Here is a 15,654-nt window from a genome sequence, read left to right as displayed (position 1 = left end):
GCAAGGGAGGCTTTTTATTATGCCGTTGGCCTGGTTATTTACCCGGGCCACCACGCATAGAGTCGAAGAAGTCGTCATTGGTTTTCGTCTGACGCAGCTTATCGAGCAGGAATTCGATGGCCTGAACATCTTCCATTTCGGTCAGCAGGCGGCGCAGAATCCACAGACGCTGCAGCGACATTTCATCAAACATCATATCTTCACGGCGAGTGCCGGAACGACGGACATTGATGGCCGGATAGATACGCTTCTCGGCCACTTTACGGTCGAGGTGCAGTTCCTGGTTACCGGTACCTTTAAATTCTTCGTAGATCACTTCGTCCATTTTCGAACCGGTATCAACCAGTGTCGTGGCGATAATGGTCAGCGAGCCACCTTCTTCGACATTACGGGCAGCACCGAAGAAGCGCTTTGGTTTTTCCAGGGCGTTGGCGTCAACACCACCGGTCAGTACCTTACCTGAGCTGGGTACCACGGTGTTGTATGCACGCGCCAGACGGGTGATGGAATCGAGCAGAATCACCACGTCGCGCTTGTGTTCAACCAGACGCTTGGCTTTTTCGATCACCATTTCGGCAACCTGAACGTGACGGGCCGGTGGTTCGTCGAAGGTGGACGCCACAACTTCGCCGCGTACCGAACGCTTCATTTCGGTTACTTCTTCCGGACGTTCGTCGATCAGCAGAACAATCAGGTCGCATTCCGGATTATTACGGGTAATGGACTGAGCGATGGTCTGCAGCAACATGGTTTTACCGGCTTTCGGCGGTGCAACGATGAGGCCACGCTGGCCTTTGCCGATGGGGGCAACCAGGTCGAGTACGCGGGAGGATAAATCTTCGGTAGAGCCATTGCCCTGTTCGAGAACAAAGCGTTCTTGCGGGAATAACGGGGTAAGGTTTTCGAACAGAACTTTGGATTTGGTGTTTTCCGGCTTGTCGCCGTTAATCTGGTTAACCTTCAGCAACGCGAAGTAGCGTTCGCCTTCCTTGGGTGGTCGGATTTTACCGGCAACCTCATCACCTTTACGCAGGTTGAAGCGACGAATCTGACTCGGTGATACATAGATATCGTCGGGGCCTGCAAGGTAGGAGCTGTTGGCGCTGCGCAGGAAGCCAAAACCATCCTGCAGAATTTCCAGTACACCATCACCGTAAATGTCTTCACCGCTTTTCGCGTGGTGTTTCAGGATGGAAAAGATAATGTCCTGTTTGCGGGTGCGGCTGACGTTCTCAAGATTCATCTCCTTGGCTAATTCGAGGAGCTGAGGAACGGACTTCAGTTTCAGATCAGAAAGATTCATAAAGGGCTGGTGTTTATTGCAGTTATTGAAGGTTTTTTGATGATTCATCAAGAGAGGAATGCATGGGGGAGCCCCGTGCATCAACAGACTATAGACACATTGTTTTTGGGTGTCTATAGAAAAAGGCGCCGTAGCGCCTTTTTATAAACAAGCCGTTGTCAGGGTCGACAGCGGCTTATTAAAGAGCTTGTTCAATAAAGGCAGCCAGTTCAGATTTGCTCATGGCGCCAATCTTGGTTGCTTCCGCCTGACCGTTTTTGAACAGGATCAGGGTTGGGATAGAGCGGATACCAAACTTAGGCGCAGTGGCTTCGTTCTGGTCGATGTTCAGTTTGGCGATTTTCAGTTTGCCGGCATATTCCTCGGCAATCTCTTCCAGCACCGGCGCAATCATTTTGCACGGACCACACCATTCAGCCCAGAAATCAACCAGTACAGGTACGTCAGAGCCCAGTACATCGGCATCAAAGGAGTCGTCGGTTACGGTCAGGATGTTGTCGCTCATGTGTTTCCCCTGTGGAATTTAAGTTTCGCAGCTCCGCATTGTACGCCGGCTTTGTCTGGAATCAATTACCGATTCTCTGCTGGACGTAGGATGTTGCTGACTGCATATTCAATCTTATTCTCTAAATGGGGTCGGCAAGCGCGCTTTTAAAGTGCATGTCCGGCAGAGCAGGAAGCCCATCCGGCGTTATGCGCCGTGATCGGGAATCAGCATTCAGGAAAGTAGTTATGACGGAAAACACTGGCGCGATGACCGATCTGATCGCTGCGGTGGACCTGGGTTCCAACAGTTTTCATATGGTAATTGCGCAGGAATTTCAGGGCGAAATCCGCACCCTTGAGCGTCGTGGTCAGAAGGTTCAGCTGGCGGCAGGTCTTGATGAACGTGGCATTCTGTCAGAAGAAGCACAACAACGCGGGCTCGAGTGTCTGCGCGAGTTTGCGCAGTTTATGCAGGGCATGGAACCTAAGCGTGTCAGCGTATTGGCCACCAATGCTCTGCGTGCGGCGCGTAACCGTCAGCAGTTTATTGAGCGCGCTGAAGAGATTCTCGGTTATCCGATTGAAGTCATCGCCGGGCGCGAAGAAGCCCGTCTTATTTATCTCGGTGTGGCACACACGCTGGCCGACGATGCTGGTCGCCGTTTGGTGGTGGATATCGGCGGTGGCAGCACCGAATTTATTATTGGTGAACGCTTTGAACCCAAGGCGCTGGAAAGCCTGCATATGGGCTGCGTTTCCTATACGAAACAGTTTTTCCCGGATGGCGTGATAACCGAAGCGCGTTTTGACGATGCCGTTGATGCGGCGCGTCAGGAACTGCTGAACATCGAAACCCATTACAAACAGCTGGGCTGGCACAGCGCGGTGGGTTCCTCCGGTACTATCCGTGCGGCGGAACAGGCTCTGGTGGAAAATGGCTGGGAGGCCGAAGGCATTACCCTCAGCGGATTAAAAAAACTGCGCAAACATATGTTGCAGTTTGCCACCACCGACGATGTCAGCCTGCCCGGCGTGAAGCCGGAACGGCGTCAGGTATTCATTGGTGGTTTGGCCATTTTGCAGGCGGTGTTCGATACCTTTGGTCTGGAACGCATGATGTATTCCGACGGTGCGTTGCGTGAAGGAGCGCTGTGGGATCTTGTCGGCCGTTCGACCCACGAGAATGTGCGTGAACGTACCGTGCAAGCCATGGCGGAGCGCTTTTATGTGGACGCTGCCCAGGCACAGCGGGTTAAAGACATGGCGCGGGCGCTGTTTGCTCAGGTTCAGCAAGACTGGAAACTGGATAACGGCTGGGGTTACTGGCTCGACTGGGCGTCGCAGCTGCACGAAATCGGTCTGAGTATTGCCCACAGTGGTTTTCATAAACACGGTGCTTACTTATTACAGCATGCTGATTTATTAGGGTTCACCCGTCAGGGACAGGCTAAGCTGGCGGCCATGGTACGCAGCCACCGGCGTAAATTTCTGCCGGAGTATTTCTCTGACATTACGCCCGGCAGCCGTACAGCGATGATTCAGATCACGCGCTTATTACGTTTGGCGGTGGTGCTCAATCACAGTCGGGGTGCTCATCCGGTGCCTTGTCCGCAACTGAGCAGCGATGGTGAGCGTCTGCAATTAACCTTGCCGGAAGGATGGCTGACCGAGCATCCGCTGACCGCCCGCGATCTGGCGGCCGAAGTCAGTCAGCAGAAAGGTGCAGGTTTCAGCCTCGAAATAGCCTGAGACTTGCGTCACCCGCCATGGTCATTCATCATCGCGGCCATTGTCATTCGGCGACAAGATCACGGAGGATGAGCCAATGCGCGCTGCAGATCTGATTCACCTGCTGAGCCAGTACGATCCTGATATGGAAGTACCGGTGTCTTTCTCGCACAGTGCCGTGGACGAAACGCCACTGCCTAAAATCACCACCTGCACCAGCAATGAACGCAGCCGCTGCTACGAGACTCTTGTCGAGTTGGCGGAAGACGGCATGCTGGTGGTTAATGCCGGTGGTCATATCACCTATATGAATCCGTATCTGGTTCGTCTCTGCGGCTATGCTCCGGCAGAGCTGGCCGGGCGGCCATTAACCGAACTGATGCCGCGCGACGATGCAGAAATATTACGTCAGCGTTTATTCAGCATGCACGGCAGCAGCCGTTTTACTATCCGTCTCATCAGCCGCAGCCGCGATATGCATTGGGTGCAGATATCTGCCACCGCGATTCCCAGCAGCGATGGCTGTTTTCGTGGCTGCATGATGACCGTTACCGATTTATCACGGCAGCAAATTCATCTGCAGGGTATGGGCGATCAGCAATTATTAGGCGATAAAGTTGAACGTATTCACGATCAGCTGGAACGGCTGAAAGTATTACGCACACATTTGCTCAGTGAGCTGGATGATATGCGGCAGTTACCGCGAGTCGATGCCACACCGTTCTGGCATCAGGGGCGTTATCTGTATCTGATCGAACCGCAGAAAAATGGTAAACGCAAACGCCAGTATGTCGGTTCCGATCCGGAGAAGGTTAAACAGGCACTGTCATCCATGCGTCGCCAGCAACGTTTTTTACAGGTGCAGCAGGAACTGGCGCAGATCGATCATCAAATACGCAATGCAACGTTCAAACTGGACAGTTTCCTTTGGGACCTCGCTCAGGTGCCGCCCGATCTCCACCGTTTATTACCTGCCTCTGCCTGAAAAAAATACAGGATAAAAAAACAGCGCCCATGGCGCTGTTTTTTTATCTTTGTTTTCCTGTTGCTTAAAAATCAACCACTTCTGAACGTTTATTCCAATGTTCTGTTGCGTTTTCCGCCGCCTATTGGACTGCACGATCGTGTCACTTTTATTGCATTTTTTTCACGCTTTTTATTATCAGAAAACTCAGTGGTTTTTTCATGACAGCAATTAAGAATCGGTGGTTGTGCTGTCATGAATGCCCTCCCTAGCATCCGGGCTCCGCAGGCTTGAGAAGAACGGCGCTTCGGAAATTAAAGCGGAAAACATTGGTTTTTACGCATCCGGACCGAAACCGGCAGTTCTGCGGAATTAATTTTCAGGATGATATGGCAGCTTGTCAGGAGGGGATTATGGCAGAGCAAAATCCGGGATGGTCGGGAGACGCCCAAAGTTTTTATCACGAATTTACGCTGCGTAATGCAGGTTTTATCAGCGACAAAGAACAGCAGCGTTTACGACAGGCACACATCCTCATCGCCGGCTGTGGTTCAACCGGTGGCAGCGTTATTGAAGTACTGGTGCGCAGTGGCGCAGAACAGCTGGCATTGGCAGATAACGGCAGTTATGAACTGAATAACGCTAACCGCCAGAATATGGTGCTGACCGATGTTGGCCGCTCAAAAGTTGATGTATTCCACGAGCGCATGAGTCAGATCAATCCGTTTGTGCAGATCGACGGCTATGCCAACGGCATTACGCCGGACAATGTGGATGCATTGGTTGAATGGGCTGATGTGATTATTGATGCCGTCGACGTTACCGGACGTTCGGGTCTGGAAATGAAATTCCTGCTGCACGAAGTGGCGCACCGCAATCAAAAAGCGGTTATCTGCGGTTATGACATGGCGGCGGCGCAGTATGTGCCGGTGTTTGATTACCGCGATGGCACGCTGCCATTAATGGCCGGCCTGCTGAATGCCGAAGAGGTCGCAACGCTGGATCCGCTGCAGGCTTGCGCACGATTAATTCCGGATGAATTTATTCCGCTGGAAATGTTCGACGAACTGGCCCGCCATCAGCAGGGTAAGGATTACACCTCGCAGCTGTGTCTGGCGGCGAATTTATTTGGTGTGCTGGGTTCGACACTGGTGCTCGACATTCTGAATGAGCGGGCGGTGGAAACCGACAACTACGTTGATCTGTGGAGCCTGATGCGCAAACCTCAGGCCAGTGATGACCAGGCGCGTGACGAAGCCGCCGTGAGCGAATTACGCAGCGGCCTGCGTGCCTGGGCTAACGGCCCGGGCGGTGACAGTGATCCGTTCTTCCTTGAACGCTCATTGCGCCATTACCAACTGCCGCTGATGCCGGAGTTGCACAACTACCGCGATCAGCTGCTGACCGAACGTGCCGGCATCTCGGCCTTTGCCATTCCCCATGAGCAACTGGCCGGGCCGCTGGCACGCCAACTGTTACGTTTTGCCTTTGTGCATTACGCCCGCGTTGGCTTTATTAACCCCGATCAGGCGGCACGTCGCCTGCTGCATCATGAACCACTGAGCAATCTCAGCCCGCAGGATGTGCATCTGGTGCTGATTGATACTCAAAGTAGCCAGTTGCTGGGTTACTCGACGCTGAAAGCGCCGCTGTCCGATAACCTGCCGTTCTCCAGCACCGAGCGTCCGCACTATGGTGTTGAGCAGGCTTTTGGCCGTGATCTGTTCGCTGGGGTTGATGAGTTACAGGGAATTCCGGTTGCCGCGGTGCGCGAAATTGGCCGGGTAACCAAAGCCGAGCTGGATGATCCGGTACTGAATGCGCGGGTCGGTATTATGCTGCTGAGCGCTTATCGCCAGGTGGTATCCGATAGCCGCTATGGCATCAGCGCCTTTGTCGGCGACGGCGAGAAAAACGTGACTCTGCGCAACCTCACCTTCTTTGGTTTTAACCCGCAATTACTGCCGGCGCGTGAATCCTGCCTGCCGGCCGACCACCTCTATCACCACCGTTATGTTGGCCGCGATGTGCGTCCGTTCTGGCTGTTGCTGGCGGATATCAATCAGGCGCGCGCCGATGAAGTAGAAGCATTGCTTGATCTGGATGACAACGCACTGCTGGCTGCCTTAAACGCAAGCCGCAGTAACGCAGCAAAGGAATTGGAGGCTCAGTTATGAAATCGGTATGGAACGAACAACAGCAGGAAATCCGGGATTTTTACGAACAGGTCGCCCGTGAGCGGGTACGTCCGAGTGCCGCCTCGCGTGATATCACGCTGACTTTTGACCGTCAGATCTGGCGCGACCTGGGTGCCAGCGGGCTGTTTGGCCTGCATATGCCGGAAGAGTTTGGTGGCCGTGGTCTGGGCCTGCGCGAGTTTACTGCCGCGCTGGAGGGTTTTTCCCGTGGTAGTCAGGACATGGGCGTACTGGTGTCCTTTGTCGCTCAGGTGGGTCTGGTGCAGGCCGGATTGCTCAGCTACGGCACAGAAGAGCAAAAGCAGCGCTGGTTGCCGGGCCTGATCCGCGGTGAATTACTGGGCTCATTTGCCATTACCGAACAGGGCTGTGGCTCCGATGTCCGTGCCATGAAATTAAGCGCGACGCAGGAGCTGAACGGCTTCCGCATTAATGGTCAGAAGTGGAACATCACCAATGCGCCGCAGGCGGACGTGGTAATGACCTTTGCCCATGTCGAAGGTGCCGGTGATAAATCGGTGACCTGTTTTATTACCGGTACCGATGTGCCGGGGCTGGAACGCAGTGAGCCATTTGAGCTGTTGGGCAACCGTGGCACGCCAATTGGTGCGTTTAACTTTAACGATGTGCTGGTGCCGGAATCCGCGGTGGTGGGTGGCGTGGGTGGTGGTCTGAATGTGCTGTATTTCGCCTTCCTGGTCGAGCGTGTACTGACCGGTCTGGTGATTACCGGCTGCATGGAACCGCTGGTGGAAGACTGCCTGCGTTACAGTCAGGAGCGTCTGGCATTTGGCCGTCCGATTGGTGAGAACCAGTACATTCAGGGGCAGATCGTCGATATGTATTGCCAGGTGGAAGTGCTGCGCAGCGTTCTGCTGCGGGCGATGGACAGCATGGAGCAGGGTGTCGATTGCTCCAGTCTGGCGTCAATGGTGAAGATGATCGCCACCGAAAGCCTGCACGAAGCCTGTCTGAACGCCATTCGTATTCACGGTAATTCCGGTTATCGCCGCGACAAGTATTTTGAGCGTTTGCTGCGCGATTCCATCGGTGTGTTCTTTGCCGGAGGCACCATCGAAATTCACCGCCATGTGATCTGGACCAATCTGGTTGAAGGCTTCCGTAAGGGCGAGCGCATGCGCGATGGCCTGAACCTCGGCGTCTATCAGAATCAGAATCCGGCCACCACCGCCTTTAGCCAGCCAGCTGAGGAGGCCATTGCATGAATGCCGTAATGCAATTATTTACCGGGGTGCAGCGTCACCCCTGGCTGATGATGCTGGGTCTGTTGCTGGTCACGGTGCTGGCGTTAGGCGCTGCCGGCCAGCTGCAGATTAACAGCACGCCGTACATGATCGATAACAGCCACCCCAGCCGGGTGGCCGATCACGATACCAAGCGTCTGTTCTCCAACACCGGTGAGCAGGCCTTTGTCGCCATCGATAATCCGCAAGGCAATGTGTTCAACGCCCGCAGTCTGGCGACGGTGCAGGAGTTAAGCCGCACCTTTGAACGCATGTTGCTGATCAGTGAAGCCGACAGTCAGCGTCTAACCGCGCTGGCGGAAGACGGCGTGCTGACCATGCCGCAGGCCAATGCCCTGCTGCAGGATGGGCTGACACCGCAGGATATTCCGGCGCTCAAACGTCTGGCGCAGCAGGAAAGCATCAGTGCGCTGGATAAAGCCTGGCTGGAGAATCTGGCGGTGCGCCTGCGTCCGGTTAAACGGGTGCGCAGTCTGGCGCGCATGGAGCACATCGAAGCCTTTACCGGCGGTCTGGATGTACGCCCGCTGATGAAAACCCTGCCGCAGAACGACGCCGAACGGCAGGCGTTGCGTGAGGCCGTGCTGGCCAATCCGATGTTTATTAACGGCCTGGTATCGCCCAAAGGTAACGCCACCACCATTCAGGTGGAGTTTAATATCGACGAAGATGATTCGCCGTCCATGTTGCTGGCTTACGGTGAAATCAGTCGCATCATCAACGATGTGAGCGCGCGCGAAGGCTTCAGCGACCGCGTTTACCTGAGCGGCCCACCAATGATCGCGGCGCAGACCGCCACCAGTATGGAGCAGGATAACCAGACGCTGCTGCCGGGTGTGCTGCTGGTGATTATCGTCGTGCTGCTGCTCAGCTTTGGCCGTTTGCAGGGCGTGGTTGCGCCGCTGATGATCGCTGTGATTGCGCTGTTCTGGACCTTGGGCACGATGGCGGCGTTCGGCGTGAAGCAGAACATCGTTACCTCCATGCTGCCGGTGTTCATTATTGCCATCGCGGTCTGTGACGCCATTCACTTCCTCGCTACTTACTACCGTCTGCTACCGGCTAATCCCGACCGTGCGGCCCGCACTCAGGCGGCGTCGGATGCGTTGCGCAAACTGTTCTGGCCTATGCTGGTGACGACCATCACCACCATGGCAGGCTTCTTCGCTCTGAGCTGGACCGAAGTTATCTTCATTCGCGAATTCGGAATCTTTGTGGGTCTTGGTGTGTTGTTCGCCTGGATCGTTACCATGCTGTTCTTACCGGCGCTGGTGATTCTGTGGAAAGCACCGCCACCGCGTTTCGGCTTATTGGTCAGCACTCTGGTCAGCCGCTTTATGGGCCTGCTCGGACGCGTCGCTGGTCATGGTAAAGCGGTGGTCATGGCGGTTGTGGTACTGATGGCCGGTGGTCTGCTTTACACCCAGCAGAACCTGACCGTGGATAATCAGGTGATCGGTTACTTCGAAGCTGACAGCCGTATCCGTCAGGATGACGCCGCCATTAACGCCAACTTCGGCGGCTCGACGGTGGTCAGCTTTCTGCTGGAAAGCAAAGAGGTGGATGCCTTCAAACAGCCGCAGGTGATGCTGGCGGTGGAAAAACTGCAACAGCAGCTGAACAACGATCCATTGGTGGGCTTTACCATTTCGCCGGTGAACTTTATCGAGCGCATGCATCAGGTACTGAGCGCTGGTGAAGGTGAGACCAGCGGCAGTGCCGCCGATTACCGTCTGCCGTCAGATCTGACCCAGCCGATGCTGGCGCAGTACTACCTGCTGTACGAAAACGCCAACGGTCAGGATTTGTTTGATGTGGTTGACCGCCGCTTCTCCAATGGCCGCATTCTCACCGTGCTGCACAGTGACCGTTCATCCGAAGTGGGCGGCGTGATCGAGCGCGTGATGAACGAAGCACGCAACGTGCTGCCGGCCGGGGTCAGCATCCGCGCCGCCGGTTATGGTGAAATTCTGGTGTCTACCACCGATGCTGTGGTCGGCGGTCAGATCCAGAGTCTGCTGCTGGCGGTGGTACTGATTGCGTTACTGGTGGTCGCCATTCTGCGTTCGCTGCGCCTCGGTTTGCTGGCGTTGCTACCGCTGCTGTTTACGCTGGTGGGTGTGTTTACCCTGATGGCGCTGACCGGCACCGCACTGGATATCGGCACCTCCATTATTGCGGCCATCTCCTTTGGTATCGGCATCGACTACGCCATTCATACCATTGCCGCGCTGCGTCTCAGTAAAGGTCAGGATCATGCCGAGCTGGTGGCCAATGCGCTGCAGTACTGCGGTAAACCGATTCTGATTAACACCCTGGCGCTGGGCTTTGGCTTCCTGGTGCTGACGCTGTCGGGTTATCAGGCTCTGGTGAACCTGGGCTACTTTATCTCGCTCACCATGCTGTTCAGTGCGCTGTTTGCGTTGCTGGTGTTGCCGGCCTTCCATCGCCCGGATGCACCACAGGCGACGGTTGCTGAACGTGCCGACGAGCCGCAGGCGGAGCCGGCCAATGCCTAGGGTGATGAACACGCTGCTGTTGGCGTGTGTGCTGTCGGCAACGACAGCACAGGCGGCCCAACCGCTGACCGAACACGACGAATGGCAGGTGATCAGTTTATACCCGCCGCACGGCGTGTATCAGGCGGAGTTGTTGCCGCAACTGGTGACGGCGGTTGAAGGCTTATGGCAGGTGCAGGGCAGTGACGGTGAGCCGTTGCTGCGCAGCGTCGACAGCCTGGCCAGCATGAACGTGATCGTCGCCCAGCAGGACGAAGTGCGCTTCCGCCGCATTATCGAAAAAGGCGAACTGAACGCCGCTGGTATGCAGCGCCTGCAGGCGCTGGTGGAAGAACATCCGCTGGTGCAGCGGCGGCTGGTGTCGGCCGATGCTCAGGCCACGCACCTGTGGCTGCGGCTGAAAAAACCGGCCACTGCGGAGGGGTTGCAGCAGCTGAGTGATCATCTGGCGGCCAGTCTGAATGCCGCCGGTCATCAGTGTGTGGTCGCGGCAAACGCGCGTGGTCCATTGGCTGGCCGCTATATGACCCAATGGCAGTACGATACGCCGCAACGCGCCGATGGCGTGGCCGCGTTGCAGGCGCTGGCGACGGCACAACAACAACTGAGTAACGCACCGGGTGCGCCGGACAGCGAACACGGGCGTAATTATTCGGCGCTGAATCTGCTGTCGTATCTGGGCGGCATTCTGGGTGGCGAGCTGCTCGATGCCAATGGCCTGCCGCAAAGCAACGCGGCACTGGCGCAGATGTACATGATGGCCGAGAGCCTGCGCAGCCGCGATCTGCAGGCGCTGGCGCGTCCGGATTTCCGCCAGTTACAGCTGGTGGTGCTGGGCCATAAAGCACCGCTGAATGCGCCGCCTGTTTCCAACTATCAACTTACCCATACCAGCATCTGGCAGGCGTCGGCGCGCGATTATCGCGTGCTCGATTGTCGTGCGCAGGGGCTGGTGACGTCGGAGAACGAATAATGAAATTACTGCTGAAAAGTGCAGCGCTTACGCTGTTGAGCCTGACCATGCTGCCGGCCTTTGCCGTCAGTGAAAAAAGCATTAAACCGGAAGTGCTGCTGGAACAGGTACGTGATCGTGACGACGGCGATGACCGTCGTTCACGCATGATTCTGGAACAGACCATGAGTGATGGTTTTGTGCGTGAGCGCGAATTGTTAATGCTGGAAAAAAAATTCGGTGCCGAGCGTAAAGCCGTGCTGTATTTCACCGCCCCGGCGGATACTGCCGGTACCGGTATTCTGATGTTCAGCTACGAAGAAGCCAGCGGCAAAGACGATGATCAGTGGCTGTATCTGCCCGCGCTGCGTCAGTCACGCCGTATTGCGACTAACTCGAAAGAAGGCCCGTTTCTCGGTACCGATTTTTCCTTCGCTGATATCGAACGACTGCGCGTCGGTGATTATCTCTATGAAGATCAGGGTACGGTAGAAATAAACGGTCGCACGCTGCACAAAATTGCCGCACATACGGCCAATGGTCTGGAAAATCCGCGTACCGGATACAGCCAGCGCGAAATTTTTGTTGATGCTGAGCGGCAGCTGATTATGCGCGATGAGTTTTATCGTGAAGGCCGTCATATCAAAACCTTTGAAGTCACAGGTCTGAAAGAAATTGATGGCTACTGGACCGTGACCGAAGCGGTGATGACCAATCATGTGGAAGGGGGCTTTACCCGCTTATTGCGCAAAGAAACAACCTACAACGTTGGCATTGCCGAACGGCTGTTTAATGAGCGTACGCTGCGCAGCGGGATTCAGTAATGGTTCGGATTCAGCTTTTGTTGGCGCTGTTGCTGGTTAATGGTGCAGCGCTTGCTGCACCGTCCTTCAGCGGTAAAGGTCATGCAGAAATACGTCAACAGGAACGCGCCGGTAACGAAGCCGGCGACGATCTTGGGCAGCGATATGAAGGTTTGCTGGAAGGGCAGATAAACAACGGCCGGTTAAAAACCAACGCTATTTTAATGGGGCGTTACCGCAGCCAGTATGACGATGCCGAAGACAAGGTACGGGATGAAATGCGCAGTGATGCGGAACTGCGTGAACTCTACCTGACCTGGTCGGCCGACCGTTTTGAAATCCGTGCCGGTAAGCAGCAACAGGCCTGGGGGCGGGCAGATTATTTTCGCATTGTGGATGTCTGGAACCCACTCGACCTGCGCGAATTTCTTTTACCTTATTTCGATAATTATTCACTTGGGCGGCAGCCGCGCGGCATGTTAATTGCCGATTATTTTGGTGATGTCTGGGAACAGCAGCTGATTATTGCCGCACAACGCAAAGCGACCCGCCTGGCACCGGCCGGCAGTGACTTTGCGGCCAATGGTATGCCCGCGACTTTACCCGCAGTCAACGAAGAAGGCAGTGGGGTGGATATCGGCTGGCGCGGAAAAATATTCTGGTCGGGCAACGATATCGAACTGTACGCTTTTCATGGCTATCATGCGGATGAAATGCTGACCTTTGAAAATGCGCAGCTGGTACGCGAACAGCCAGAGCGCGACATGGTTGGCACATCACTGGCGCGCCCCATGGGTGACTGGGTATTACGCAGCGATATTGCGCATTATCTGCGCGAAGGACGGCAGACTGCGGCAGGTATTGAAGACAGCAGCCGTACCTCGGCACTGCTCGGATTTGACCGGGTGGAAAATGAATGGACCTGGAACCTGCAGCTGGCGACGACCCACTGGTACGACGAAGAAAGCAATCATGATGATGTTTGGGAATCGTCAGTGTCGGTGGAAAAAAACTGGAGCCGATACCGCTTAACCACCGGACTGTTATGGCTGGTTAACTGGGTCGACGACAGCAGCCAGTTATGGCGCGCAACCGTAAACTATGAATTTTTACCGCAGTGGAAAGTCGGCTTCGCCGCTGTTTCCTTTGATGGTAAAGACGATACGCAGTTTGGTCAGTTTGATAATCAGGATCGTTTGATGCTGACTTTAAGGCGGGATTTTTCGCTGTAACTTTTACGGTAATTTCCTCTGTAACAGCTTCTGTAAACCAGGGCATAAAAAAAGAGCTTCAACAGAAGCTCTTTTTTTATCAATGCTAAACGGAATTGCTTACGATGAGCTTGCTGCCAGTGTTTCCAGCAGAATCGCCTGTGCCTTCACCATATCTTCACCTTCTGCAGGTTGCGCGCGTATATAACTGCCATCGGGTTGTAAATCCCAGGCCTGGCAGTTATCCAGCATGTACACTTCCAGTTCGCTTTTCATACGCTCTTTCAGTTTGCTGGTTTCAATCGGGAAAGCCGTTTCTACCCGGCGTAATAAGTTACGCTCCATCAGGTCGGCGCTGCCGGCGTAGATTTCATCTTTGCCGTTATTCAGAAAATAATAAACGCGTGAGTGTTCAAGAAAGCGACCAATAATAGAACGTACACGGATATTCTCCGACACACCTTCTACGCCCGGACGTAAACAGCACATACCACGGATAATCAGCTCTACTTTTACTCCGGCCTGCGAGGCTTTATACAGCGCGCGGATTAACTTCGGCTCGGTCAGTCCGTTGGCTTTCATGCGGATTAAGGAAGGTTTTCCGGCTTCGGCATGGGAACGTTCACGGTCCACCAGTTCAATCAGTTTTTTATGCAGGGTAAACGGCGCATGGAATAATTTTTTAATGCGCAGCGCTTCGCCCATTCCGGTTAATTGCTGAAAAACTTTGTGTACGTCTTCACCGATGGAATCATCGCCGGTGAGGAAGCTGTAATCGGTATAGGCACGGGCATTCCCGGCATGATAATTACCGGTACCCAAATGCACATAGCGTTTATATTTGTCGCCTTCTTTGCGCACAATCAGCATCATCTTGGCGTGGGTTTTATAACCCACCACACCGTAGACCACCACCGCACCGGCTTCCTGTAAGCGGTTGGCGAGATAGAGGTTTTCTTCTTCGTCAAAGCGCGCGCGCAGTTCAATAACCACGGTCACTTCTTTGCCGTTACGCGCGGCATCCACCAGAGCGTTTACAATCTCTGATTTTGCCCCGGTGCGATACAGGGTCTGTTTAATCGCACGTACGTTAGGATCTTTGGCTGCTTCACGCAGCAGATCGACCACCGGCGTAAAAGACTCAAACGGATGCAGCAGCAGCGTATCTTTATCGCGGATGCTTTCGAAAATACTTTTGTTGAAGTTAATGTTCTTCGGCAGACCCGGAGTAAACGGAGTGTATTGCAGGTCTGGTCGTGAAATCTGGCTGATCACTTCAATCAGGCGGCCCAGATTAACCGGCCCGTTAACGCGGTACAGGTCGGTGGTATCCAGAGTGAATTGCTTCAGCAAAAAATTCGCCAGCTCTTCCGGGCAATTATCGGCCACTTCCAAACGCATCTCTTCGCCAAAGTTTCGCGAATGCAATTCGTCTTCTAATGCCGATGCCAGGTCAGCGGTATCGTCGTGGTCAATTTCAAGGTCGGCGTTACGGGTTACGCGGAACTGGTAACAGCCTTTTACCGTCATGCCGGGGAACAGTTCGTCGGCGTATTCATGAATCATGGACGACAGGAAAATAAAATTATCGCCGCCTTTGGTTATGTCATCCGGTACGCGGATAATCCGTGGCAGAGAACGTGGTGCCGGAATCAGCGCCAGACCGGTTTCGCGGCCAAACGCGTCTTTGCCTTCGAGGGCGACAATAAAATTCAGGCTTTTATTCACCAGTCGTGGAAACGGGTGCGAAGGATCAAGACCAATCGGGCTGATTAACGGCTGAATGCTGTCTTCAAAATACGCCCGAACCCAACTGCGCTGATCTTCACTCCAGTCGGCACGACGTAAGAAATGAATATTTTCTTTTTCCAGGGCCGGCAACAAGGTGTCATTCAGGATTTCATACTGGCGCTCAACCGTTGCGCTGCACAATGCATGAATGCTGCTTAAAACCTGTTGCGGGTGCATGCCATCGGCACCGGTTTGCTCGCGCGCGAAGGTTAACTGTTGAGTCAGGTTGGCGACGCGAACCTCATAAAATTCATCGAGGTTTTTACTGAAAATGCACAGAAAAAACAGCCGTTCCAGTAATGGGTAGCTATCGTCAAGTGCTTGTTCCAATACACGAATATTAAACTGCAAATGGCTTAATTCGCGGTTTATATAATATTCGCTGCTGCTTAAATCGATGGCTTTTTCTGCGGCTGCGTCACTCATTGCTTCAT

The 15,654-nt window shown here is 54.3% G+C and carries 11 protein-coding genes; 8 read left to right on the top strand and 3 right to left on the bottom strand.

All coding sequences use genetic code 11. The features are described 5' to 3' along the window. Nucleotides 1–34: 34 nt before the first annotated feature. Nucleotides 35–1,303 carry a transcription termination factor Rho gene (rho, locus tag NYR02_RS08445; RefSeq protein ID WP_260975933.1) on the bottom strand — a complete coding sequence of 423 codons (1,269 nt, stop codon included), beginning with the start codon at nt 1,301–1,303 and terminating at the stop codon, nt 35–37. Between the two features lie 178 nt (nt 1,304–1,481). Beyond that, on the bottom strand, nt 1,482–1,808 hold the full coding sequence (gene trxA / locus NYR02_RS08440; protein WP_260975932.1) for a thioredoxin TrxA: 327 nt from the start codon (nt 1,806–1,808) through the stop codon (nt 1,482–1,484). 227 nt (nt 1,809–2,035) lie between these two features. Here trxA and ppx point away from each other — a divergent pair, with 227 nt between their 5' ends. The 8 genes from ppx to NYR02_RS08400 all read left to right on the top strand — a co-directional run bounded on the left by ppx (nt 2,036) and on the right by NYR02_RS08400 (nt 13,450). Further along, on the top strand, nt 2,036–3,538 hold the full coding sequence (gene ppx, locus NYR02_RS08435) for an exopolyphosphatase (protein WP_260975931.1): 1,503 nt from the start codon (nt 2,036–2,038) through the stop codon (nt 3,536–3,538). 76 nt (nt 3,539–3,614) lie between these two features. After that, entirely contained in the window at nt 3,615–4,502 is an 888-nt protein-coding gene (locus NYR02_RS08430) for a PAS domain S-box protein (RefSeq protein WP_260975930.1), read from the top strand. 392 nt (nt 4,503–4,894) lie between these two features. After that, nucleotides 4,895–6,658 carry a HesA/MoeB/ThiF family protein gene (locus tag NYR02_RS08425; protein ID WP_260975929.1) on the top strand — a complete coding sequence of 588 codons (1,764 nt, stop codon included), beginning with the start codon at nt 4,895–4,897 and terminating at the stop codon, nt 6,656–6,658. Continuing rightward, entirely contained in the window at nt 6,655–7,905 is a 1,251-nt protein-coding gene (locus tag NYR02_RS08420; protein WP_260975928.1) for an acyl-CoA dehydrogenase family protein, read from the top strand. Before NYR02_RS08425 ends, NYR02_RS08420 begins: the two co-directional genes overlap by 4 nt. After that, entirely contained in the window at nt 7,902–10,463 is a 2,562-nt protein-coding gene (locus tag NYR02_RS08415) for an efflux RND transporter permease subunit (RefSeq protein ID WP_260975927.1), read from the top strand. The genes NYR02_RS08420 and NYR02_RS08415 overlap by 4 nt, the downstream gene beginning before the upstream one ends. Further along, on the top strand, nt 10,456–11,436 hold the full coding sequence (locus NYR02_RS08410) for a hypothetical protein (protein WP_260975926.1): 981 nt from the start codon (nt 10,456–10,458) through the stop codon (nt 11,434–11,436). The genes NYR02_RS08415 and NYR02_RS08410 overlap by 8 nt, the downstream gene beginning before the upstream one ends. Further along, nucleotides 11,436–12,239, top strand: a complete 804-nt coding sequence (locus NYR02_RS08405) for an outer membrane lipoprotein-sorting protein (protein ID WP_260975925.1) — start codon at nt 11,436–11,438, stop codon at nt 12,237–12,239. The genes NYR02_RS08410 and NYR02_RS08405 overlap by 1 nt, the downstream gene beginning before the upstream one ends. Then, complete coding sequence (locus NYR02_RS08400) at nt 12,239–13,450, top strand: DUF1302 family protein (RefSeq protein ID WP_260975924.1); 1,212 nt, start codon at nt 12,239–12,241, stop codon at nt 13,448–13,450. Before NYR02_RS08405 ends, NYR02_RS08400 begins: the two co-directional genes overlap by 1 nt. Before the next feature lie 99 nt (nt 13,451–13,549). Here NYR02_RS08400 and ppk1 read toward each other — a convergent pair whose 3' ends face one another. Beyond that, a complete protein-coding gene (gene ppk1 / locus NYR02_RS08395; RefSeq protein WP_260975923.1) occupies nt 13,550–15,646 on the bottom strand; it encodes a polyphosphate kinase 1 in 2,097 nt (698 codons plus the stop codon). Between the last annotated feature and the right edge of the window lie 8 nt (nt 15,647–15,654).

This window comes from Thalassolituus pacificus, from assembly GCF_025318105.1.
GTDB classification, from domain to species: Bacteria; Pseudomonadota; Gammaproteobacteria; order Pseudomonadales; family Oceanobacteraceae; genus Venatoribacter; species Venatoribacter pacificus.
Note: the sequence above shows the minus strand (reverse complement) of the source record. Positions and strands in the feature narration are given on the sequence as shown.